The sequence below is a fragment of the Zwartia panacis genome, from assembly GCF_030410395.1.
Lineage (GTDB): Bacteria > Pseudomonadota > Gammaproteobacteria > Burkholderiales > Burkholderiaceae_B > Zwartia > Zwartia panacis.
The window spans coordinates 67,261-87,537 of sequence record NZ_JAUHHF010000009.1 but is presented as its reverse complement, the minus strand read 5'-3'; the positions used below and the strand labels follow the sequence as shown (position 1 = coordinate 87,537).

General features: G+C 53.6%; 18 protein-coding genes. 13 read left to right on the top strand and 5 right to left on the bottom strand.

The window, feature by feature from the left end:
* Positions 1 to 22 precede the first annotated feature (22 nt).
* The 3 genes from QWY30_RS12200 (at position 23) to gdhA (ending at position 3,677) form a co-directional block, all read left to right on the top strand.
* Positions 23 to 910: an HpcH/HpaI aldolase/citrate lyase family protein gene (locus tag QWY30_RS12200; protein WP_290241419.1), complete on the top strand. Its 888-nt coding sequence runs from the start codon at positions 23 to 25 to the stop codon at positions 908 to 910.
* Positions 911 to 923: 13 nt separating this feature from the next.
* Positions 924 to 2,153 (top strand): CaiB/BaiF CoA transferase family protein, encoded by a 1,230-nt coding sequence (locus QWY30_RS12195; RefSeq protein ID WP_290241417.1) that lies wholly within the window; start codon positions 924 to 926, stop codon positions 2,151 to 2,153.
* Between the two features lie 180 nt (positions 2,154 to 2,333).
* Positions 2,334 to 3,677: an NADP-specific glutamate dehydrogenase gene (gene gdhA, locus QWY30_RS12190; protein ID WP_290241415.1), complete on the top strand. Its 1,344-nt coding sequence runs from the start codon at positions 2,334 to 2,336 to the stop codon at positions 3,675 to 3,677.
* 47 nt (positions 3,678 to 3,724) lie between these two features.
* Here the strand turns inward: gdhA and QWY30_RS12185 are convergent, their stop codons facing one another.
* A complete protein-coding gene (locus tag QWY30_RS12185; protein WP_290241413.1) occupies positions 3,725 to 4,978 on the bottom strand; it encodes an MFS transporter in 1,254 nt (417 codons plus the stop codon).
* A gap of 25 nt (positions 4,979 to 5,003) precedes the next feature.
* Between QWY30_RS12185 and QWY30_RS12180 the strand changes: the two genes are divergently transcribed.
* Positions 5,004 to 6,275 (top strand): M20/M25/M40 family metallo-hydrolase, encoded by a 1,272-nt coding sequence (locus QWY30_RS12180; protein WP_290241411.1) that lies wholly within the window; start codon positions 5,004 to 5,006, stop codon positions 6,273 to 6,275.
* Positions 6,276 to 6,332: 57 nt separating this feature from the next.
* Here QWY30_RS12180 and QWY30_RS12175 read toward each other — a convergent pair whose 3' ends face one another.
* Complete coding sequence (locus QWY30_RS12175) at positions 6,333 to 7,355, bottom strand: M14 family metallopeptidase (RefSeq protein WP_290241409.1); 1,023 nt, start codon at positions 7,353 to 7,355, stop codon at positions 6,333 to 6,335.
* 137 nt (positions 7,356 to 7,492) lie between these two features.
* Here QWY30_RS12175 and QWY30_RS12170 point away from each other — a divergent pair, with 137 nt between their 5' ends.
* Positions 7,493 to 8,620: a linear amide C-N hydrolase gene (locus tag QWY30_RS12170; RefSeq protein ID WP_290241407.1), complete on the top strand. Its 1,128-nt coding sequence runs from the start codon at positions 7,493 to 7,495 to the stop codon at positions 8,618 to 8,620.
* Between the two features lie 100 nt (positions 8,621 to 8,720).
* On the opposite strand, the gene QWY30_RS12165 is transcribed toward QWY30_RS12170, so the two are convergent.
* Entirely contained in the window at positions 8,721 to 9,686 is a 966-nt protein-coding gene (locus tag QWY30_RS12165) for a Bug family tripartite tricarboxylate transporter substrate binding protein (protein ID WP_290241405.1), read from the bottom strand.
* An 88-nt stretch (positions 9,687 to 9,774) separates the two neighbouring features.
* Positions 9,775 to 10,782 (bottom strand): quinone oxidoreductase family protein, encoded by a 1,008-nt coding sequence (locus QWY30_RS12160; RefSeq protein ID WP_290241403.1) that lies wholly within the window; start codon positions 10,780 to 10,782, stop codon positions 9,775 to 9,777.
* Positions 10,783 to 11,004: 222 nt separating this feature from the next.
* Between QWY30_RS12160 and QWY30_RS12155 the strand changes: the two genes are divergently transcribed.
* The 8 genes from QWY30_RS12155 (at position 11,005) to QWY30_RS12120 (ending at position 19,084) form a co-directional block, all read left to right on the top strand.
* On the top strand, positions 11,005 to 11,976 hold the full coding sequence (locus QWY30_RS12155) for a TRAP transporter substrate-binding protein (RefSeq protein ID WP_290241401.1): 972 nt from the start codon (positions 11,005 to 11,007) through the stop codon (positions 11,974 to 11,976).
* A gap of 3 nt (positions 11,977 to 11,979) precedes the next feature.
* The gene (locus QWY30_RS12150; protein ID WP_290241399.1) at positions 11,980 to 12,489 is read left to right on the top strand and encodes a TRAP transporter small permease; all 510 of its coding nucleotides are present in this window, start codon (positions 11,980 to 11,982) and stop codon (positions 12,487 to 12,489) included.
* Complete coding sequence (locus tag QWY30_RS12145; RefSeq protein ID WP_290241396.1) at positions 12,482 to 13,783, top strand: TRAP transporter large permease; 1,302 nt, start codon at positions 12,482 to 12,484, stop codon at positions 13,781 to 13,783. The genes QWY30_RS12150 and QWY30_RS12145 overlap by 8 nt, the downstream gene beginning before the upstream one ends.
* 81 nt (positions 13,784 to 13,864) lie before the next feature.
* Positions 13,865 to 15,742: a DUF294 nucleotidyltransferase-like domain-containing protein gene (locus QWY30_RS12140; protein WP_290241394.1), complete on the top strand. Its 1,878-nt coding sequence runs from the start codon at positions 13,865 to 13,867 to the stop codon at positions 15,740 to 15,742.
* Positions 15,732 to 16,391, top strand: coding sequence for a 3'-5' exonuclease (locus QWY30_RS12135; protein ID WP_290241392.1), 660 nt, complete (start codon positions 15,732 to 15,734; stop codon positions 16,389 to 16,391). Before QWY30_RS12140 ends, QWY30_RS12135 begins: the two co-directional genes overlap by 11 nt.
* 10 nt (positions 16,392 to 16,401) lie before the next feature.
* Positions 16,402 to 16,755 carry a c-type cytochrome gene (locus QWY30_RS12130; RefSeq protein ID WP_290241391.1) on the top strand — a complete coding sequence of 118 codons (354 nt, stop codon included), beginning with the start codon at positions 16,402 to 16,404 and terminating at the stop codon, positions 16,753 to 16,755.
* Complete coding sequence (locus QWY30_RS12125; RefSeq protein WP_290241389.1) at positions 16,755 to 18,083, top strand: NAD(P)/FAD-dependent oxidoreductase; 1,329 nt, start codon at positions 16,755 to 16,757, stop codon at positions 18,081 to 18,083. Before QWY30_RS12130 ends, QWY30_RS12125 begins: the two co-directional genes overlap by 1 nt.
* Positions 18,080 to 19,084, top strand: coding sequence for a YeeE/YedE family protein (locus QWY30_RS12120; protein ID WP_290241387.1), 1,005 nt, complete (start codon positions 18,080 to 18,082; stop codon positions 19,082 to 19,084). Before QWY30_RS12125 ends, QWY30_RS12120 begins: the two co-directional genes overlap by 4 nt.
* Here QWY30_RS12120 and QWY30_RS12115 read toward each other — a convergent pair.
* On the bottom strand, positions 19,072 to 20,274 hold the full coding sequence (locus QWY30_RS12115) for an MFS transporter (RefSeq protein ID WP_290241385.1): 1,203 nt from the start codon (positions 20,272 to 20,274) through the stop codon (positions 19,072 to 19,074). The genes QWY30_RS12120 and QWY30_RS12115 overlap by 13 nt on opposite strands.
* Between the last annotated feature and the right edge of the window lie 3 nt (positions 20,275 to 20,277).

Below are 20,277 nucleotides of genomic sequence, written 5' to 3'. Positions count from 1 at the left end.
GAAGGTTTTCTAGGAGCCGTTCATGTCGTTGTTGGTCAAGCCCATTCGAACCTGGTTGTTTGCGCCCGGGATGGATGCACGCAAGTGCGAAAAAGCGGTGCAGTCGGCCGCGGATGCTTTGATTCTTGATCTTGAAGATGCTGTGGCGATTTCAGAAAAGCCTAAAGCACGCCTGATGCTCAATCAGTTGGTCAAGTCAGTCTCTCCCGAGCGTCAGGTGTATGTGCGTGTCAACGACTTCATGACCGGTATGACTGCCGAGGATTTGCGTGCCGTCTGCACGGGCGGTATCGCCGGGATTGTGTTGCCCAAGGCCGAGTCTGCAGAAATGGTGCGGATCGCGAGCGCCATGATTGATGAACTCTCTCGCGCCGAGGGACTTCCACATGGTCAGATCACGATCTGCGGTATTTTGGAAACCGCACGCGGCGTGTTGCGTGCAGAGGAGATCGCTGCGGCTGGCGGTCGCCTGTCCACACTGATGTTCGGTGCGGGAGACTTCACGGGTGATCTGGGTATCCCGACTTCCAACGTAGGCCCTCATTTGGTGAACGGAAAAATTCAGACTGCGCTCGCCTGTCGCGCGGCGGGCATTCGTCCCCCAGTGGATACCGTGTTTTTTGATGTCACCGATGCGACTGGTTTTGAGGCCGATTGTCGCCAGGCGAAAGGCTTGGGTTTTCAAGGTAAGGCGGTCATTCATCCCAATCAAATTGCGATGGCCAATGCCGTGTTTTCTCCCTCGCCGGAGGAGGTCGCATACGCCAAGCTTGTCGTCGATAGTTTTGCCAAAGCCGAATCCGAAGGTGTCGGTGCCATTCGCGTCGAAGGCAAGCTCATTGACTATGCCATGGTTAAAAACTCCCAGAAAGTTCTGGATCTTGCCCGTGCTTTGAAGCTCGCCGAATAAGAAAAGAATGAAGATGTCAGACGTTGAATCCAATCGTGCTGCACACGCAGCATCAGCAACACCATTACCTCTCGAAGGGATCCGCGTGCTTGATTGCGCGCGCCTGGTCGCCGGTGGCTGCATCGGCACCCTATTGGGTGACTTTGGTGCCGAGGTCGTCAAAATAGAAGCACCCGGCAAGGGTGATCCGATGCGGGGCTGGGCGGTCGAGAAAAAAGAGTTTTGGTGGAAGGTGTATGCGCGCAATAAAAAGAGCATGACCTTGAATCTCGCCGTCCAGGAAGGTCGCGATATTTTGCTCGAGATGATCCCGCATTTCGATGTCATGATCGAGGGCTTTGTGCCCGGCAAGCTGGAGAGCTGGGGCTTATCCCCCGAGGTTTTGCTTAAGATCAACCCCGGACTGGTGTTGGTGCGCGCCTCTGGCTGGGGGCAAACGGGACCTTACAGTTCCAGACCCGGCTTTGGTACCCTGATCGAGTCCATGAGTGGCTTTGCGCATATGACGGGGATGCCGGACGGTCCACCGACTTTGCCACCACTTCCGCTCGCTGATATGACCACCGCCTTGTATGGGACCTCAGCCACGATGTTCGCGCTATTCCACCGTGAACGTCACGGTGGCAAAGGCCAGGTGATTGATCTTTCCATCTATGAGTCGATGATCTCCATCCTGGGCCCTGCGGCGGCCGAGTATCAACATTGCGGCGTGATTCAGCAAAGGCGTGGAAACCGCGCGCCAACCAATGCCCCGCGAAATACTTATCGCAGTGCGGATGGCAAGTGGATCGCCATGTCGGCCGCCACGCAGTCCATGGCTGAAAAGACGATGCGCGCGATCGGTCGTCCGGACATGATTGATGATCCCCGTTTCAAAACCAATGAACAACGCATCATCAACGTCGAAGCGCTCGACGAGGCGATTCAGGGTGAGATTGGTAAATACAGCCAAGCCGACATGCTGGAGCGTTTCCATCGGGCGGGTGTCACGGCTGCGCCTGTTTACGACATTGAGCAGCTTCTGGCCGATGAGCATGTTCAAAAACGGGAGGTCATCGTCGAGGTGCCTGATCAGGAAATGGGGACCGTCAAGATGCACAACATCATTCCCCGCTTGTCCGGCACACCCGGGCAAATTCGCTCAACGGGCCCGAGCTTGAACCAGCACGGCGACGAGGTGTTGAAGTCGATCGGTTTCACCGAGGAACGAATCGCGGCAGCCAAGGCGAAAGGTTTGTTTTAGTCATTTTCATGTGCAATCTTGGGGCATTCTGCTGCTCCAAGCTAGTGCAAATATGAATTTTTCATTAAAAATTCATTCATCAATCACCTTATTGCTTTAATTTGGTGCAAAAAATCTATTTTTTTGCACTATATTCATTCGTGACCAAAATTTTCTTTACTTTTAAATTTGGAGCGCTTGATGAAAGCCCAGAGCCTAGCTGACTTCCTCAAACAGGTTGAAAGTCGTGATCCTCACCAGCCGGAATACATGCAGGCAGTAAGAGAGGTGATGGAAAGTCTCTGGCCTTTTGTGAAAAAGAATCCCAAGTACGCAAAATTCAGTCTCTTGCAGCGCCTCGTCGAACCCGAGCGCCTGATACAGTTTCGCGTGTCTTGGGTGGATGATCAGGGTGTGGTCCGGATGAACCGCGCTTTCCGTGTGCAGCACAATTCAGCGATCGGCCCTTACAAGGGGGGCATGCGCTTTCATCCCTCGGTCAATTTGTCGATCCTGAAGTTTCTCGCTTTTGAACAGACACTTAAAAACTCTTTGACGACGCTCCCGATGGGTGGAGGCAAGGGCGGCTCTGATTTTGACCCGAAGGGCAAGTCGGATATGGAGGTCATGCGTTTTTGCCAGGCCTTGATCTCGGAACTCTATCGTCACCTGGGGCCAGATACCGATGTGCCAGCCGGCGATATGGGCGTGGGTGCCCGGGAGGTAGGTTTCATGGCCGGGATGATGAAAAAACTTTCCAATTCCAATGACTCGGTCTTTACAGGTAAAGGGTTGAGTTTTGGGGGGAGTCTGATCCGTCCTGAAGCGACGGGATACGGCACGGTTTATTTTGCTCAGGAAATGCTGGCGCGACAGGGTAAGGGTTTCGATGGCATGCGGGTGTCTGTCTCCGGCAGCGGCAACGTTGCGCAATACGCTGTTGAAAAAGCAATAGCGTTTGGCGCGAAGGTCGTCACTGTTTCTGATTCGACCGGTACGGTCGTGGACGAAGCCGGTTTGAACAAGGCCAAACTTGCCGCCTTGATGCATTTGAAAAACGTCGAGCGGGGGAGTCTGAAATCATTTGCCACGCGTTTCAAGCTGAAGTTCGAAGCGGGCAAGCGCCCCTGGTATGTGCCCGTCGATATTGCGTTGCCATGCGCCACGCAAAATGAGCTTGATCTCAAAGACGCCAAGCTGCTAATCAAAAATGGTGTGCAGTGTGTGGCTGAAGGCGCGAACATGCCTGCGACACTGGATGCCGCACATGCGTTGATTGCTGCGGGTGTCTTGTACGCGCCGGGCAAAGCTAGTAACGCAGGTGGTGTGGCGGTTTCAGGACTTGAAATGAGCCAAAACGCGTTGCGTTTATCGTGGGATCGCGAGGAAGTGGATCGTCGACTGCACGGGATTATGTGCAGCATTCATGAAAATTGCGTTCGTTACGGGCGCGGCAGTAACAAGCAAATCAACTATCTTGATGGCGCCAATATCGCGGGTTTTGTGAAAGTCGCCGATGCGATGCTCGAGCAGGGTGTGTATTAATCCAATCCAGTCATCCATGCCATTCAAACGAGTGACACCTTTTTGGGTCACTCGTTTTTTTGTGTGAGTCTGACAAACCACAGATTTTGAACAAAGCTGCTTGCCATCAAAATGATGATGATCAAGACGGCTGAGAGCAGGCAGATAAACTGAAACCCTTTCAGAAAGGCCAGAGGCGCGCTGAGCCCTGTTTCCAGTGCATCGAGCCTGACCCGCTCCAGCAGCCACAGCCACAATAGCGCCGCGCTGACGACACCGATGGTGCGGGTCAGCACAGTCAGTCCGCCGGCAACGCCGCGCGCCTGTACAGGCAAGGTTCTGACGACCCAGTCTGAGTATGAAACCTGAAAAAGACCCAACCCCACACCATGCACAAAGACTGCCCCAAAGACAAGTGAAACAGAAATCTCGATGGACCACAGCATAGTCAGTGCAAGTCCTACGACGCAGAGCCAGCCCGCCAGAAAGGCCGCGCGATTGGTATCGATTGCCATAGAGACGCGAGCTGTTATCGCTGAACCAATCAAGGTGCCAGAGGCCCATATCGCCAGAACAGCACCCGATTGCGCAGGTCCCCACCGTGCGATTTCGGACAGGTAGTAGGGGACAAGAAGAGGAATCGTAAAGCTTGCCATCTGCACAGTGATGCTGATGACATTAATCCAGATAAATTGTGGGGAGGATTTAAAAATATTGAAAAGTAAAAAAAGGCTCGAGGATGTGCCCGGGAGAAGTGTTGTCGTCGAAACTCTGTGTCGCAGTCGGGTCTGAATCATCGGCAGCAATGCCAGCGCGAGTAATGCCAACGGCACGCGAAACCAGTAGACCCCCGGCCAGCCCATCAGTGCGATGCTCAAGCCACCTGCCAGGGGCGCGATTAGACTCGCGATCGAGGTCATGCTTCCATATGCGGAAAGAGCGCGCGTGCGGGCATGTTCGTCATATAAAAAGGTCACCAGTGCGGGTGCGCAGGACAGTGTCAGCGCCATGCTGATGCCTTGCAACACGCGTGCGCAAACAAGCCAGAAGTAGGTCGGTGCGAGGGCGCAAAGGGAGAGGGCGATGACGGCGAGCATCAGTCCGACTCTGAATACGCGCAGGTGTCCGATCCGGTCACCGAGCGCGCCAAAGCCGATCACCAGCACGCCATAGGTCAGCACATAGCTGAGTGGAATCCAGCGAATCGCTTGCGTATCGAGTGCAAACGCCTGTGTAATGGCGGGAAATGCGACATTGACGGAAAAATCGAGTGGCGCAATGGATGCGCCAAGTCCGACAATGAAAAGTGCGAGAATATTCAAACTAATTTCTTCCTATGGTGGATGTATGAGAATAGTCGATCAGCTTCATGATCAGGCGCAAGCGTTGTTTGATGCACTGCGTCAAGGTAGTCTGGATCCGGTCAGAGGCGGAGTCACTCGAGATACATACGGTCCCGGAGAGGACTTTGCGCACGTCTTGATGGCCCGGCATGCCAGCTCAATCGGGCTTGAGGTCAAGCACGATTTCATGCGAAACACCTATATGGTGCTGCCAGGCTTGGATCGCAGCTTGCCGGCGATCGTGATTGGTTCGCACCTTGACTCGGTTGCGGGCGGTGGTAATTTTGATGGTGCGGCGGGGGTAGTGTCAGGATTGATCGCTGTGCAGGCGCTCAAGCAAGCGGGCATACAGCTGCCTTGCGACGTTGTCGTGATGGGCGTGCGAGCAGAGGAAAGTATCTGGTTTCAAGTGTCCTATATCGGCAGCAGAGGCGCACTCGGTCGTCTTCAGCCCGAGGCGCTGCAAGCGCGACGCATCGATACGGGCAGAACCCTCGCGGAGCATCTGACAGAAGCGGGTGGTGATCCTGAAGCGGTTCAACGCGGGGATTCTTTTTTATCCACTCAGAATGTGCGCGCTTTCATGGAGGTTCATATTGAGCAGGCGCCGAGCCTGGCGATTACGGGCTTTCCGATCGCAATCGGCACGGGTGTGCCAGGTAATTTTCGCTATCCAAAAATCAGGATCCAGGGCGAGTATGGTCACGTGGGTCTGGGTCGACGTTATCGTCATGATGCCTCGCTCGCAGGGGCTGACCTGACGCTGGGACTGGATGCGATTTGGGAACAGTGGGAGCGTGAGGGCCGCTTGATGGCTTGCACGGTAGGAGAGTTTTATACAAAGGCTGAGAAACACGGACTGACGGTTGTGCCAGGTGAGTTTTGCATGAGCCTGGATGTGCGCGCGTACGCGCAGCCTGATCTTGTGGAGCTGGAGGCGGCTTTTCTCGCGCTTGTTCGTCAGGTGGAGCAAAAACGCGGTGTGACAATTGATCTGGGACCCCGCGCCAGTGCCGAGGTGGCGCAAGCAGATCCAGTATTGACGAAACAATTAAGGGAGTGCGCTCAGGCTCTGTCCTTGCCTCACTGCGACTTACCCAGTCCGGCCTCGCATGACTCTGCTGCCTTTTGTGCTGCAGGCATTCCTTTTGGCTTTTTGTTTATTCGCAATCCCAATGGCAGCCACCACCCCGATGAGGCGATGGCGACCGAGGACTTCATGTTGGCCACAGAGGTCTTGGCGCAATGGCTGGTGAGGCAGCAAGGCACACAATGAGTGCCTGCATTGGCTGCATTGTTTGTATGGTCTGAATTGTCTGCGCATCTGGGACGCTTATCGTCCCAGACGTCCGCCCGCTCGAGCCAGATAAAACCACTCCTGACCAGGCTGTGATTTGATATTTGGGAAAACAATGAAGCAGTCTTGCTCGGCGCGCAGGACAGTGCCATCGGCGCGCGTGCCGATGATCTCGCCTTTGGCGACAGGATCGAAACTTTTCCAGACCCGTGCAAAGGTATCGTTCAGATCAAAGCGGTCGTAGACGTCATACAGACCCAGCACCTGAAAATCTGTGGCGGGTACAGGCTGTGGGCCTTCAATGAGACCCAGATACGTCAAGGTATTCAGAATGGCCTGATAGGCGACTTCGCGACCGCCGATATCGTCGTGTTGGCCGCACTCGAGTGTGATGGACCAGCCGCCAGTCGAGCGCATGTATTCGGTCGTACCGATGCCATAGCGCGTATCGACATCGACGTCTTTGGCATTGAAGCGTCCTGCCCGGACCTCGGCTGCGCGACGATCAATGCCCTTGGCATAGGTATCCAGCCAGCCATAGACAAAACGTGAACAGCCCAACCTTTGAACAAGTGCCTCTTCGATCTCTGCATGTGCGAAGGGTTCGAGCGTGTCCTGATTGTTTTTAGGACCGAAGAGCGCGAAGGCCTGATCGCCGCTCTGAAAGGAGTGCAGATCCAGCAAACCATCGTGTTCAGCCAGGAGCGGACAAAGCCAATTGGCAATGTAGTCTTCGTATTGAACGGGCTGTTCAGTAGGAATGAGTCGGCGATTGAGGTTGCGATCGCCATTGCGCCGTTGCAAGCGATAGGCTTTTGGATTGGTGACTGGAACAAACGTCACCGCACCGCGTTTGAGCTTGCGTGCGCCTTGCTCGAATTCTTTGATGAGTCTTTCGATCGCGAAAGTGCCGCAGGTCTCGTTGCCATGCACGGCTGCGGTGATGATCAGTCGCGGTCCTTTGAGGGGACTCTGCAAGCGAATAGCCTCGAAAGGGCGCTCCTGATCCAGGGCGAGTTGTTCGGGCAAGGACGTCAATAAGGAGGAGGGCAGAGACATTGTCAAAACCTTGTGTGACCAAACTGAATGGATTTTATTTAAAGGGAATTTGGTGATTTTAGTTGCATAATGACAATGTTTAAAAAGAAAAGTATCTGGTCATCTGATCAGATTCATACTTAGTAAGGACTCGACACATGAAACAGTTTTCAGTCTCTACACTCTCTCGCGCGATTGCGGGAATTTGTTTGATCGCCTTTGCGCATCATGCGAGCGCATGCACCGCTGTGAATGTATCGGCCAAAGATGGCGCAGTCATTGCAGGGCGCACGATGGAGTGGGCCTACGACATGCAGTGGACCCTTAAATCCGTGCCGGTGGGCAGTGCCGTTCCTTTGACAGCGCCCTCCAAGCTCAAGCTCGCAGGGACCGAACTCAAGTCCAAATTCGCGTTCATCGCCGTAATGCCCGCCATTTTGAAGGGGGCTGATGCCTTTCTCGAGGGTCAAAACAGCGCAGGTTTGGGGATGAGCGGTAATTTTCTGCCTGGCTTTACCGAGTATCAGGCCGTGACTGCGGGTGACAAGGACTATGTCTCGATTCTGAACCTCGGTCGCTTCGTTCTGGGGATGTTTGATAGCGTCAAGGCGCTGCGTGCAGAACTTCCCAAGTACAAAGTCTGGTTCGATCCTGCCGAGGTCAGTTGCTTGCCCACACCACCTTGGCTGCACTTTGTGTTTACGGATCGCTCAGGCGACAGCATTGTGGTGGAGTTCGTCAAAGGCCAGATGGTGATCAGCGATAACGTGGCGCAGGTTCTCACGAATTCGCCCACTTATGACTGGCATGTTTTGAATTTACGTAATTACCTCTCTCTTGCGCAGGATGGCAAAGCTTCTGTTCCTTATCGGGGTGGAAATGTGACTGCGCTCGGTCAGGGGGGCGCTCTGCTGGGCTTGCCCGGTGATTATCAGCCTTCTTCGCGGTTCGTACGTGCGGCGTATCTGAGGCATTTGGCGACGACCCCTGCGAATGCGAGCGAGGCCAGCCAGCTGGCTGTGCATGTCCTCAATAATGTCGACATCCCGGTTGGCGTTGTGTCGAGCAAAGAGGGTGGTCAGACGGTGTCGGATTACACGCAATGGGTGATGATCAAGGATCTGACTAATAATCGTGTCATGATCGCCAATGATAAAAATCGTGCGAATTATGTCACCCTAGATTTGAATCAGATTTTCAGCGCCAAGGAGTCATTCTCGACCTTGATCGATGCCTTGCCTTATCAGCCCAACGACGCGACGTCACGCTTTAAAGCCAGCAAGTGAAAAAAAAGCAGACAACGCGATGTCTGCTTTAAATTTTCTGAATGAACCGCTCATCACGAGCGGTTTTTTTTCAGATTTTTGTTTGTTCTGAGTATCGGTGTCACTCGGCCTTGATGTTCGCGTCCTTGACGGTCTTGCCCCATTTGGCCAGATCAGACTTGATGCGATCACCCGTTTGCTGAGGTGTGAAGTCCATGGGCTCGTAGCCTTCGCGTTTGATCGCGGCGATCACGGCAGGATCTTTCATGATCTTGTTGATGGCGGGCACGAGTGTGTCCATGACATTTTTTGGCAGTCCGGCCGGGCCCACAATGCCGAACCAGATCGTCGCATCAAATCCGGGGAAGCCTGACTCCGCCATGGTGGGGACGTTGGGGAACATGGAGCTGCGCTTGCTGGCCGTATCAGCCAACGCGACAATCTTGCCTGACTGAATTTGAGCGGCAGCTGAGCCCAGCGAGGAAAACAAGAATGGCACGTGACCACCTAACAGCTCGGTGATGGCGGGGTTGCCACCTTTGTAGGGAATGTGCGCGATATCGAGCTTGGCAGCGGCTTTGAATTGCTCCCCGGCCAAGTGACCCACACCACCCACGCCTGAAGTGCCATAACTCCACTTCTGTGGATCTTTCTTCGCCAGTTCAACCAGAGTCTTGATGTCTTTGGCTGGCGAGCTTGGTAACACTGCGACGACAACGCCACCCTCGCCAATCATGGAGATAGGCGTGAAATCTTTGACTGGGTCATAGCCCATTTTTTTCATGTTGGGCAAAATCGCCATGGGGCCTGAGTCGGTGATGTGCAAGGTATAGCCATCCGGTGCTGACTTGGCGGTAAAGTCAGCAGCCACGGAAGCGCCTGCGCCGGGCTTGTACTCAATGATGAAAGGCTGCTTGAGCATCTTGGACAGTTGATCCGTGATGGGGCGGATGAGTTTGTCGGCCGCGCCGCCTGGGGCATATCCGACCACCATGCGAATTGGCTTCTCGGGGTACTGCGCCATCGCCATCGGACTGAAAACCGACAGGGCCAGAGCACCTGCCAACACTGATTTGATCAAACGCATGTGAATCTCCAGATTGTTATAAAAATATCGAAACTGATACAGACCATTCAAGCGGCTGCCGCCTAGAAATATAGGAATATAGGTTGATTTACTTTTTAATAAAAAGTGCGTCCGGGATCAAGACAATTGCACCTTGGGTCGTGCGACTTTCAAGTAGTCGATGAGACTCGCTGGCCTGACTCAGCGGTAAAACGACTTCGATATCAAGTCGAATCGCGGGATCGCCCAGTATTTCAAATGCCTCTTTGCTCATCGCGAGCATTTCGGCACGGTCCGCGACATAGGTTTTGAGAGTGGGTCTGCACACCCAGAGCGATTTGCTGTGCAGGTCCTGCAATTTGAAACCCTCGACCTGGCCGGACGCCGTCCCGAAGTTGACGACCAGTCCCCGGGATTCGAGGCATTTGACCGAGCCATCGAAAGTATCTTTACCAACAGAATCAAACACCACGCTCACGCCTTTTCCGGCTGTGATGCGATTGACCTCGGCGACAAAGTCCTGCGTCCGGTAGTTGATGGCAAAGTCGGCGCCAAGTTCGAGTACGGTTTTGATTTTTGCGTCACTGCCTGCGGTGGCAATCACGACGAGACCCAGGCGCTTGGCCCACTGAACCAGAATCTGACCGACACCGCCCGCTGCAGCGTGCACCAGAATGCGTGTGCCCGGCTTGAGGGGGCGCATTTGTTTGAGCAGATATTGCGAGGTGAGCGTACGCACCAGACCCGCGGCGACACGCACGTCATCCAGAGACTCTGGCACGGGAATCACGCGCTCGGCAGGAAGCACCACATGCGTGCAATAGCTGCCAACTCCGGCGTTTGTGTAGGTGGCTTTGTCGCCGACCTTCAGATCCCGCACATTGCTGCCAATGGCTTTGATCCGTCCGACTCCGCTGACACCGGGAATAAATGGCGGGGTGGGGTTATGTGAATGGGGCTGTCCGGCGCGCAGGTAGATATCGACAAAATTCACGGCGACTGCGGTGTGTTCGATGACAACTTCGTCTGCACCCGGAACGGGCATGGCGATAGGTTGAGCCTGGAGGACCTCGGGTCCTCCAATAGCGGTGACATAGACTGCAAAGGGGGCTGACATGAATACTGTTCCTCATTCCAAGAGCTGCTCACTTTACAGACACTGCAAGTGTCGCGTCAAAATGTTTTCGCTCCTAGGTATTTACCCTCAAATGGGTGATACCATGATTGTGACAATTCGTTGTCACGCATACACTCACCGTGCTTTGACGTGCTTTGGCTGCGTCAACTGAAAAAACCGTGGTCGATTTGTCGACCGATTCATTCGCTCAAGGATATCCTCATGCGTAAAACTGTATCTTGGCTTGCCGGCGCGCTCATCGCGACGGCTGGAATCTCGGCTCAGGCCCAAACGAAGTGGGATTTGCCTTCGGCTTACTCGCCGACAAACTTCCATGTAGAAAACCTTAATGAGTTCGCAAAAGATGTGGCTCAGGGTTCGAAGGGTAAGTTAAACATCACTGTTCACGCCAATGCCTCATTGTATAAAGCCCCTGAAATCAAGCGCGCAGTGCAGGGTAATCAGGCCCAGCTTGGTGAAATCCTGTTGGTGAACTTCGCGAACGAAGATCCCATTTATGAGCTGGACGGTTTACCCTTCCTGGTGTCGAGCTACGCCGGAGCGAGCAAACTCGCTTCTATCCAAAAATCCTATCTGGAAAAGAAACTGGCTTCTCAGGGCATGATGTTGCTGTTTACAGTGCCATGGCCACCACAGGGCATTTTCACGAATCGTGACCTGAAGTCCGTCGCGGATATGAAAGGCCTGAAGTGGCGCGCTTATAGCCCAGCAACGTCCAAGATTGCTGAATTGGTGAGCGCTCAGCCAGTCACGATTCAAGCGGCCGAGCTTTCGCAAGCGATGGCCACCGGCGTGATTGACTCTTACATGTCATCAAGCGCGACTGGTGTGGACACCAAGACCTACGAGTACATCAAAAAATTCTATGACACCCAAGCTTGGATTCCCAAGAATGCGGTCTTGATGAATAAAAAGGCATTTGATGCGCTGGACGCAGACACCAAAAAAGCCGTACTCGAAGCTGGTGCGCGTGCTGAAGAGCGTGGTTGGAAGCTTTCCGAAGCCAAAACCAAAGAGTATCTGGCAGCCTGGACTAAGAACGGTGGTCAGATCATTCCTCCCAGCCCAGAGTTGACCAAGGGTTTGAACGAGGTGGGTCAGAAGATGTTGGCTGACTACCTCAAGAAAGCTGGCAAAGACGGTCAGGCTATTGTTGACGCTTTGAAAAAATAATCGATGCGACGCTTTCTTGATGGTCTGTATTCCGCCGCCGAATTTCTGGCGGCGGTTTCTTTAATAGGTGTTCTGTTGACGGTGCTGTTAAGCATCGTCTCCAGGCAATTTTCATTTCACGTTTCTGGACTCGACGCGTACGCCGGCTATCTAATGGCATCGGCGGGTTTTTTTGCACTTGCTTCTACTTTGCGTCATGGCGAGCATATTCGTGTGACGATTCTGCTAAATGCTTTATCCCCAGCGGGTCAGCGAAAACTTGATATTGGCGCGATTACGGTTGGTTTGGCTGTCGCTATTTCCCTAGCTTTTTTCAGCTCAAAATTAGTGCTCGACTCATGGACGTTTAACGACATATCCACGAGTAACGATGCAACTCCGCTCTGGATACCCCAGCTGACAATGGCTGCTGGAAACATATTGTTCGTGATCGCTTTCATCGATTTGCTGGTGGCGCGTATTCGTGGGCAAGCATTGTCGATTGATTCGCAGGAGCCGCAGCGAAATGAATGATTTTTTGATTATTGGATTGTTAATCGTTTCGCTGTTTGGCTTTCTGGCCGGTGGTGTTTGGGTTGGATTAACGCTTGCTGGCACGGCATGGATTGGTATGGAGTTGTTTTCGACTCGTCCTGCTGGCGATGCGATGGCCATCACGATCTGGGGCGCTTCGTCGAGCTGGACTCTGACGGCATTGCCCCTGTTTTTATGGATGGGTGAGATTTTATTTCGTACGCGTCTTTCCCAGGATTTGTTTACAGGACTGGCTCCCTGGCTCAACAAGCTCCCTGGCCGATTACTGCATACAAACGTGATTGGGTGTGCGATCTTTGCCGCTGTTTCTGGTTCGTCCGCAGCAACCTGCGCCACGATTGGGAAAATGACACTACCCGAGCTTAAAAAGCGCGGCTATCCCGACAACATGGTGATCGGTACCCTCGCGGGTGCTGGAACACTGGGGTTGTTGATTCCACCCTCAATCATCATGATTGTCTACGGTGTCGCGGCGGAAGTGTCAATTGCCAAATTATTCATCGCCGGCATACTCCCAGGACTTTTCCTTGCTTTGATTTTCATGGGTTACATCATGATCTGGGCTTGGAGAAATCCTGGCTTGGTTCCAGCTGCTGATGCTGAGATGACTTTCCGTCAAAAGGTTTATCAGTCTCGTAATTTGATCCCCGTTATGCTGCTGATTGCGAGTGTGCTGGGATCCATTTACAGTGGCGTGGCGACAGCGACTGAGGCTGCTGCGATTGGTGTGCTGGGCTCATTGATTATTTCTGCTTTGCAGGGTTCACTGAACTGGTCGACTTTCAAAGCCTCAATGCAAGGCGCAACACGCTTGTATTGCATGATCGCCCTGATTCTCGCCGGCGCGCAGTTTCTGACGCTGTCGATGGGCTACATCGGTTTGCCACGTGCTTTGGCCGAGTGGATTGGCAGTTTGGGCTTATCCCAGTTCTGGCTCATCATCGTTTTGATGGTGTTTTTCATCATTCTGGGTTGCTTCCTCGATGGCATCTCAATGGTGGTGCTGACCATGGGCGTATTGCTGCCGACGGTACAGGCCGCTGGTATCGATCTGATCTGGTTCGGTATCTTTATTGTCTTTGTCGTCGAAATGGCACAGGTCACTCCTCCCGTGGGTTTCAATCTTTTTGTGCTGGCCGGTATGACAAAACGCGATTTGCCTTACATCGCGCGAGTCTCTTTACCGATGTTTTTCCTGATGGTCTTCGCTGTTCTGGTGCTTTATTTTGTACCCGAACTCGCAACGTTGCTCCCGCAACACATGAAGCTGTAAGATGGCTCATCCGCCGCAAACCTCTCCATGGGGTTTGCGGTCCAGTGCTCAGGGCGCCACATATTTCGATGGAGGCTTGCGATGAGTTCACTTAGCCTGGTTCAAAATCTCCGCCAACAGTTGATGCAACGCCTGCCATTTTCCGAAATGGCGATCGAGGACGTTGATTTTTTCCTGACCTCATCGGCCGAGTCATACTTTGCACCCAATGAGGTCATTTTGGCGCCCGCTGATGGCCCTCCCAACCACCTCTTTCTGATTCGCCAAGGACGCATTTCTGGCAAGCGAGTCAACCCTGGATTGGTTGAGACGGTTTTCGAAATGGAGCCGGGTGATCTCTTTTCCGTGAGCGCCAGTCTGGCTGCGCGACCTGTCGCCGCAACCTATACCGCTGTCACGGACTGTTTTTGCTTGCTCTTGCCCAAAGCCTCTTTTCAAGAGTTGTTGGGGCGCTCACAAGCGTTTCGGGATTTCACGAATAATCGCGTCTGGATGTTGCTTGAACAATCCAGGCAAGCGATGCGTAACAGTGTCGCCTCCAAAGCCTTGCATGAACAGTCGCTTGAGAGTCGTCTTGGAGATTTGATCCGTCGAGTTCCCATCGTGACTCGGCCTCAAACTTCTTTGCGTGAAGCCTTGACGCTTGTACACGAAAAGAAAGTCGGTTCTGTATTGATTACCGAGGACGGTCATGAGATTTTGGGCATTTTGACACGTGATGATGTCCTGAGCCGAGTGACTTTGGCCGGCATTAGTCTGGATACGCCCATTAGCGAAGTCATGTCAAAGAATGTGAAAACCCTCACTGTCGATGACACCGCTGAAGCCGCTGCTGTCATGATGTCTCAGTTTCGCATTCGTCATGTACCGATTCTCGATCAGGGTCGGATTGTTGGATGCATTTCTGAGCGGGATTTATTTTCCTTGCAGCGTTTGTCCTTCGATACGATTAGCTCCGCTGTACGCATGGCGGAGGACGTACCTGCCTTACAGGAGTGTGCATCCAATATTCGCAAGTTCGCCCGCAATCTGTTGGGGCAGGGGGTCAAGGCGCGTCAGCTGACATTTTTGATTAGTCATTTGAACGATGTGCTGACTTCCCGTCTGGTGGTGTTGCTTGTGCATCAGCACGGGCTCGACCTTGACGATTTTGCCTGGATCGCACTGGGTTCGGAAGGGCGCAGCGAGCAAACGATCGCCACGGATCAGGATAATGCGCTCATCTATGTGGATCGTGGCGATGCGACGATCAAAGACAGATATTTGACGTTCGCCCGCGAGGTCAATGTCGCCCTGGATGCGTGTGGGTATCCGCTATGTAAAGGCAGCATTATGGCCAGCAATCCGACCCTGTGTCTCACACAGCAAGAGTGGCGTCAGCGCTTTAATCATTGGGTGGAGCACGGACATCCAGAGGACTTGTTGAACGCAGGTATTTTCTTCGATTTCAGATCGCTGGTCGGTAATGATCAGCTCCTAAGAGAGTTGCGCACGGAGGTCACGGAAATGGCGGCCGCTAAACCAAGGTTTCTCAAACTGATGGCCGAGGCGGCTCTTCGAAACTCAGTCCCGTTGAACTGGTTGGGTAGTCTGGACACCAAAAAAATCGATCAAAAGCAAGTGATTGATCTCAAGTTGCAGGGCACGGCGATCGTAGTGGAAGTCGCGCGGATTTATGCGCTCGCCCACCGGATTGAGGCACTGAACACGCAAGAGCGTCTCGCGGCGCTAGGCAGAGTGGCAGGTGTTCCGAAAAAGGAAAGTGCTGCGTGGATCGCCGCATTTCAATATCTGCAAACTTTGCGTCTGGCTATCCAGCTGGATGGCGGAATGATTGGTGACAACCCCAATGCTCTGGATGTGGATACGCTCAACGCGGTCGATCGCACCATTTTGAAAGGCTCGCTCTCGCGCATTCGTTCTTTGCAGCAAAGACTCGAGTTAGATTATGCTCGATGAGCTGGGTCGGTGGTGGCGAGGCCTGCGAGGCCATTCTGACGAGCGCGCCGGCGGGCCTGAACGTTGGATTATGCTGGATGTCGAGACCACGGGATTGGATCCCAGGGCGGATCAGCTTCTGGCAATCGCAGCCTTGGCGATGAGATTTGTACCGACCACGGGTCGTCTTGAGTTGTCCGTGGGGGATAGTTTTGAAGTCGTTCTACGGCAGGAAAAGCCCTCGGGTAAAGAAAATATCCTGATTCATCACATTGGCGTTCAGGCTCAGTCTGAGGGATGTGCGCCCGCCGAGGCGCTTGAACAGTTCAGAGTTTGGGCGGGAAACGCCCCTTTGCTGGCGTTTCATGCGGCGTTCGATCAGGCAATGATCGAGCGCGCGTTTCGACGTCATCAATTAAAACCGCTTGATAATGAATGGCTGGATATTGAACCGATCGCCAGGCTGGTTGGAGGAAATGCTCAGGCCCGTGCACTGGATGATTGGCTCGAGCACTTCGGGATCGAGTGTGCCGTGCGTCATCAGGCCGCCTCGGATGCGTTTGCCACGGCCGAGCTGTTGTTGCGTTTGTGGCCAGCTGTGCGTCTGGAGGCTCAGTCATGGTCTCAATTGCGCAGACTCTCGCGTCATGCGGCTTGGGTTCCACGTTAAGGAAAAAATAATGAAGCGCAAGTATTCTGTTTGGATCAGTATGAAGGGCCTGATCTGCTCGTTCATGTTGTCGGGTGTTGTGCAGGCTCAATCAACCTTCGATATCTCGATCCTCGCGGGCTCTTGCGCCAATTGCCACGGTACCGATGGACGCTCACCGGGTGGCATTCCCTCTCTCGCAGGACGTCCTGAAAGCGTGCTCAAGTCGCAAATGTTGGCGTTTAAATCGCAGACCCCTCCACCTGGAACCACGATCATGAATCGTCTGGCCAAAGGCTACAGCGATTCAGAAATCGACGCGCTGGCGCAATACTTTGCCAGGTTGAGTCCGTCTCTGCCCGTCGTCCAAAAGGAGACTCGATAATGTCAGTCGCGAAGAACGCTGTTGTGACGGGTTCGTCCACGCTGAGTCGTCGACAAATGCTCAAGACGATGGGAGGTGTGGCGGGCCTCTGCGCGCTGGGTCTGTCCTCGTCCGCGCTGGCATCTTCTGTCGCGGGGCGCGTCGTGGTGGTGGGCGGAGGGTTTGGTGGCGCTACGACCGCAAAATATATCAAGCGTCGAAATGCCGCCATCGATGTCACACTGATCGAACCCTCTCCTCAGTTTTACACCTGTCCTTTCAGCAATTTGTATCTTGGCGGATTGCGTGACTTTGACGCCCAGACCCACGGTTTTGACGAGCTACGTAGCTTGGGTGTGCGCGTGATCCAGGGCTTTGCGCAGGATGTCGATCCCGTGATTAAAGCGATCAAGCTCGCATCGGGAGAGCGTCTTGCTTACGACAAACTTGTGCTGTCTCCCGGGATCGATATACGCTGGGATGCTTTGGCAGGGTATGACGAAGCCGCTGCGCAACTCGCCCCACACGCATGGAAAGCCGGTCAGCAGACACTGCTGTTGAAACGTCAGCTCGATGCCATGCCGGATGGTGGATTGTTTTTAATGGTCGCACCCGCCAATCCTTTTCGTTGTCCGCCCGGACCCTACGAGCGTGCGAGTATGGTGGCTTACTACTTAAAAACGCATAAGCCGAAGTCGAAAATTCTGATACTGGATGCCAAGAATAATTTTTCCAAGCAAACCTTGTTTACAGACGCCTGGAGCAAGCTCTATGGCGAGATGATTGAATGGGTGCCTGCCAACAAGGACGGCAACGTGATCCGAGTTGATGCTCAAAACCTGACGGTCGAGACTGAATTCAGCGTCCGTCACAAGGCCTCTGTGCTCAATGTGATTCCGCCTCAGTCTGCAGGTTTGATTGCGCAACGTGCCGGAGTCACGAATAAAAGCGGCTGGGTCCCTGTGCAGGCACAAACGTTTGAATCCAGCCAAGTATCAGACATTTATGTCGTGGGAGACGCGACGATTGCCGCACCGATGCCGAAGTCCGGATTTTGCGCCAATGCGCAGGGGAAAGTGGCTGCGGCTGCGATTGTCAGCGCACTGACGGGCAAAGAAGTTGCCACCGCATCCTGGGCGAATACCTGCTACAGCCTGGTGGGGCCTAATTATGGGATTTCGGTGGCAGGCGTCTATGGCGTCTCAGAAGGTAAAATCGTTGAAATCAAGGGTTCGGGAGGCGTGAGCCCTCGAGAGGCTAGTCAAGAGATCCGCAAACGCGAAGCTGATTATGGCGTGGCTTGGTATAACGCGATCGCACAAGACACGTGGGGAACAAAAGTTTCATGAATGTACAGGACACACTGATTTGGTCGGGACTCGTGATCGGGCTGATTTTTGGCGCGACCGGGCAACTGTCGGGTTTTTGTCTCAATCGCGCGCTCAAAGAGTACTGGCAATCTGGCGCACTGCATAAGGCGCAATCTTTTGTGTTGGCTTTATGCGTGGCCGTGATCGGCACACAGGCGTTGGCTCAGTTCGAATTCATTGATTTGAGCAAGTCCATTTACCGTGGCCCGACCTTTTCCTGGTTGCTTGTACCCATTGGCGGCGTGCTATTCGGGTACGGCATGATGCTGGCCAATGGGTGTGGGGCGCGGACGCTGGTGTTATGTGCGCAAGGTAATCTGCGCTCACTCGTGGTGTTGTTGTGCCTCGGGATTTCAGCCTTCATGACATTGACCGGGGTGCTCGGTCCTGTGCGTCAGTCATTGAATCAAATGACAGCCGTTTCCGGCGGCAGTATCTCTGACATTCCGGTTGCCTTTCAATCCTGGCTGTTGGGCGCTTTGCTGCTCTGTTTGCTTGTCTTTAGTTTCTGGAAACTCAACTTGTTGCGACACAAAAAGGACTTGTTCGCAGGTTTCACGGTGGGACTGCTGATTGTTGCAGGCTGGTTCTCGACGGGCTGGCTGGCGTTCGACGAATTCGAGCCTGTCAATCTGGTATCGCTCACTTTTATCGCACCTATTGGCGAGACGATTCAATACGCGATGATCGCGACAGGAATGAAGTTAAGTTTTGGTGTCACCGCGGTGCTGGGCGTGTTGCTTGGGTCGTTTCTGCTGGCCTGGTTGCGCAAGGGCTTGCATCTTCAGGGTTTCAGCTCACCCAAGGAAATGTTGCGCTACATCGCCGGTGGTGTTTCGATGGGGGTGGGTGGATCGCTGGCACTAGGATGCTCGATTGGCCAGGGGTTGACGGGTCTTTCGACCCTCGCGCTCAGTTCTGTCGTGGCCGCGGCGGGTATCCTGATTGGCGCCCGCCTGGGCTTTCATCAAACCGCTTGAAGCTTTTTTTCTTGTTGTTGTTTGTGGCGCAACCAGAGTAGTGCGACACCCATCAAGACAACGGGAAAGAGCGAAGCGAAGTTCAGGATATCCCAGCCCGAGGTGGTGACTAAAGCACCTGAGCTAAACGAAGTGATCGCCATCGTGGCGAAAACAAAGAAGTTGACGATTCCCTGAGCCTTGTCTTTTTCCTCAGGGCGATACGCAGTCATCGCCAGACTGGTCGCGCCAGTGAATAGGAAGTTCCAGCCCACACCGAGGATAAAGGAGGAGAGCAAGAAGTGATGCACCTCAATGCCTGCGAGCGCGATCATGATGCAGAAGAAATTGAGCGCAATCCCCAAAATCATGATGCGGTAAGTACCGAATTTTTTAATTAGTGATCCCGTAAAGAAGCCGGGAGCGAACATGCCGATCACATGCCACTGAAGGACAAGCGCCGCATCAGAGAAAGGCAGGCCACATACTTTCATCGCCAGAGGAGTCGCGGCCATCAGCAGATTCATGACGCCATAACCAAGCGCTGAACTGATTGCTGCCACCATGAAGACGGGCTGGCGCAACAGCTCCATCGCGCTGCGTCCCGCTGGCAACACTTTTTTAACGACCACCTCATCTGGAAAATGGATGAAGTTCATGACGATCAACCCCAGGAGGCCAGCCGCGGTCAGGGTGAGATACGCGCCGAGAAAGGGGGTATCGAAAATATCTTTGGTGAGCACGGCTAAGTTCGGTCCAGCGACTGCGCCAAGAATGCCGCCGGCCAAGACCCATGAAATAGCCTTGTCGCGCAGGCTCGCATGGGTGAGTTCAGGGGCTGCGAATCTGTAGAGCTGTCCGTTCGCGCTGTAATAGCCTGCGACGAACGTACCGAAAGTCAGCAGCCAGAAGTTTTTGGAATACGCCGCATAGCCGCAAATCAGCGAAGAGATCACCGCAACCAACAGTCCTAGTTGAAAGGATTTTTGACGGCCGTATTTTTTTTGTGTCCGGGCGACGAGTCCTGTGGAGAGCGCACCGCCCACCACATAACCCATGATGGGCAGCGTCGCCATCCAGGAGATGTTGGTCAGACTCAGGCCCACTAGGCCATTGATCGCGACAAACGTAATGTTGTTGGTGAGGAAGATGCCCTGACACAAAATCAGCAGCACCAGATTCTTGTTGAATAAACGCGGTGAATTTTCCATGAA

Excerpts from the sequence above, each read along its gene's own strand:
- QWY30_RS12140 (WP_290241394.1), top strand. The coding sequence starts at position 13,865 with ATGAGTTCACTTAGCCTGGTTCAAAATCTCCGCCAACAGTTGATGCAA.
- QWY30_RS12155 (WP_290241401.1), top strand. The coding sequence starts at position 11,005 with ATGCGTAAAACTGTATCTTGGCTTGCCGGCGCGCTCATCGCGACGGCT.
- QWY30_RS12145 (WP_290241396.1), top strand. The coding sequence starts at position 12,482 with ATGAATGATTTTTTGATTATTGGATTGTTAATCGTTTCGCTGTTTGGC.
- QWY30_RS12120 (WP_290241387.1), top strand. The coding sequence starts at position 18,080 with ATGAATGTACAGGACACACTGATTTGGTCGGGACTCGTGATCGGGCTG.
- QWY30_RS12195 (WP_290241417.1), top strand. The coding sequence starts at position 924 with ATGTCAGACGTTGAATCCAATCGTGCTGCACACGCAGCATCAGCAACA.
- QWY30_RS12125 (WP_290241389.1), top strand. The coding sequence starts at position 16,755 with ATGTCAGTCGCGAAGAACGCTGTTGTGACGGGTTCGTCCACGCTGAGT.
- QWY30_RS12150 (WP_290241399.1), top strand. The coding sequence starts at position 11,980 with ATGCGACGCTTTCTTGATGGTCTGTATTCCGCCGCCGAATTTCTGGCG.
- QWY30_RS12115 (WP_290241385.1), bottom strand. The coding sequence starts at position 20,274 with ATGGAAAATTCACCGCGTTTATTCAACAAGAATCTGGTGCTGCTGATT.
- QWY30_RS12175 (WP_290241409.1), bottom strand. The coding sequence starts at position 7,355 with ATGTCTCTGCCCTCCTCCTTATTGACGTCCTTGCCCGAACAACTCGCC.
- QWY30_RS12200 (WP_290241419.1), top strand. The coding sequence starts at position 23 with ATGTCGTTGTTGGTCAAGCCCATTCGAACCTGGTTGTTTGCGCCCGGG.
- QWY30_RS12180 (WP_290241411.1), top strand. The coding sequence starts at position 5,004 with ATGAGAATAGTCGATCAGCTTCATGATCAGGCGCAAGCGTTGTTTGAT.
- QWY30_RS12135 (WP_290241392.1), top strand. The coding sequence starts at position 15,732 with ATGCTCGATGAGCTGGGTCGGTGGTGGCGAGGCCTGCGAGGCCATTCT.
- QWY30_RS12160 (WP_290241403.1), bottom strand. The coding sequence starts at position 10,782 with ATGTCAGCCCCCTTTGCAGTCTATGTCACCGCTATTGGAGGACCCGAG.
- gdhA (WP_290241415.1), top strand. The coding sequence starts at position 2,334 with ATGAAAGCCCAGAGCCTAGCTGACTTCCTCAAACAGGTTGAAAGTCGT.
- QWY30_RS12165 (WP_290241405.1), bottom strand. The coding sequence starts at position 9,686 with ATGCGTTTGATCAAATCAGTGTTGGCAGGTGCTCTGGCCCTGTCGGTT.
- QWY30_RS12170 (WP_290241407.1), top strand. The coding sequence starts at position 7,493 with ATGAAACAGTTTTCAGTCTCTACACTCTCTCGCGCGATTGCGGGAATT.
- QWY30_RS12130 (WP_290241391.1), top strand. The coding sequence starts at position 16,402 with ATGAAGCGCAAGTATTCTGTTTGGATCAGTATGAAGGGCCTGATCTGC.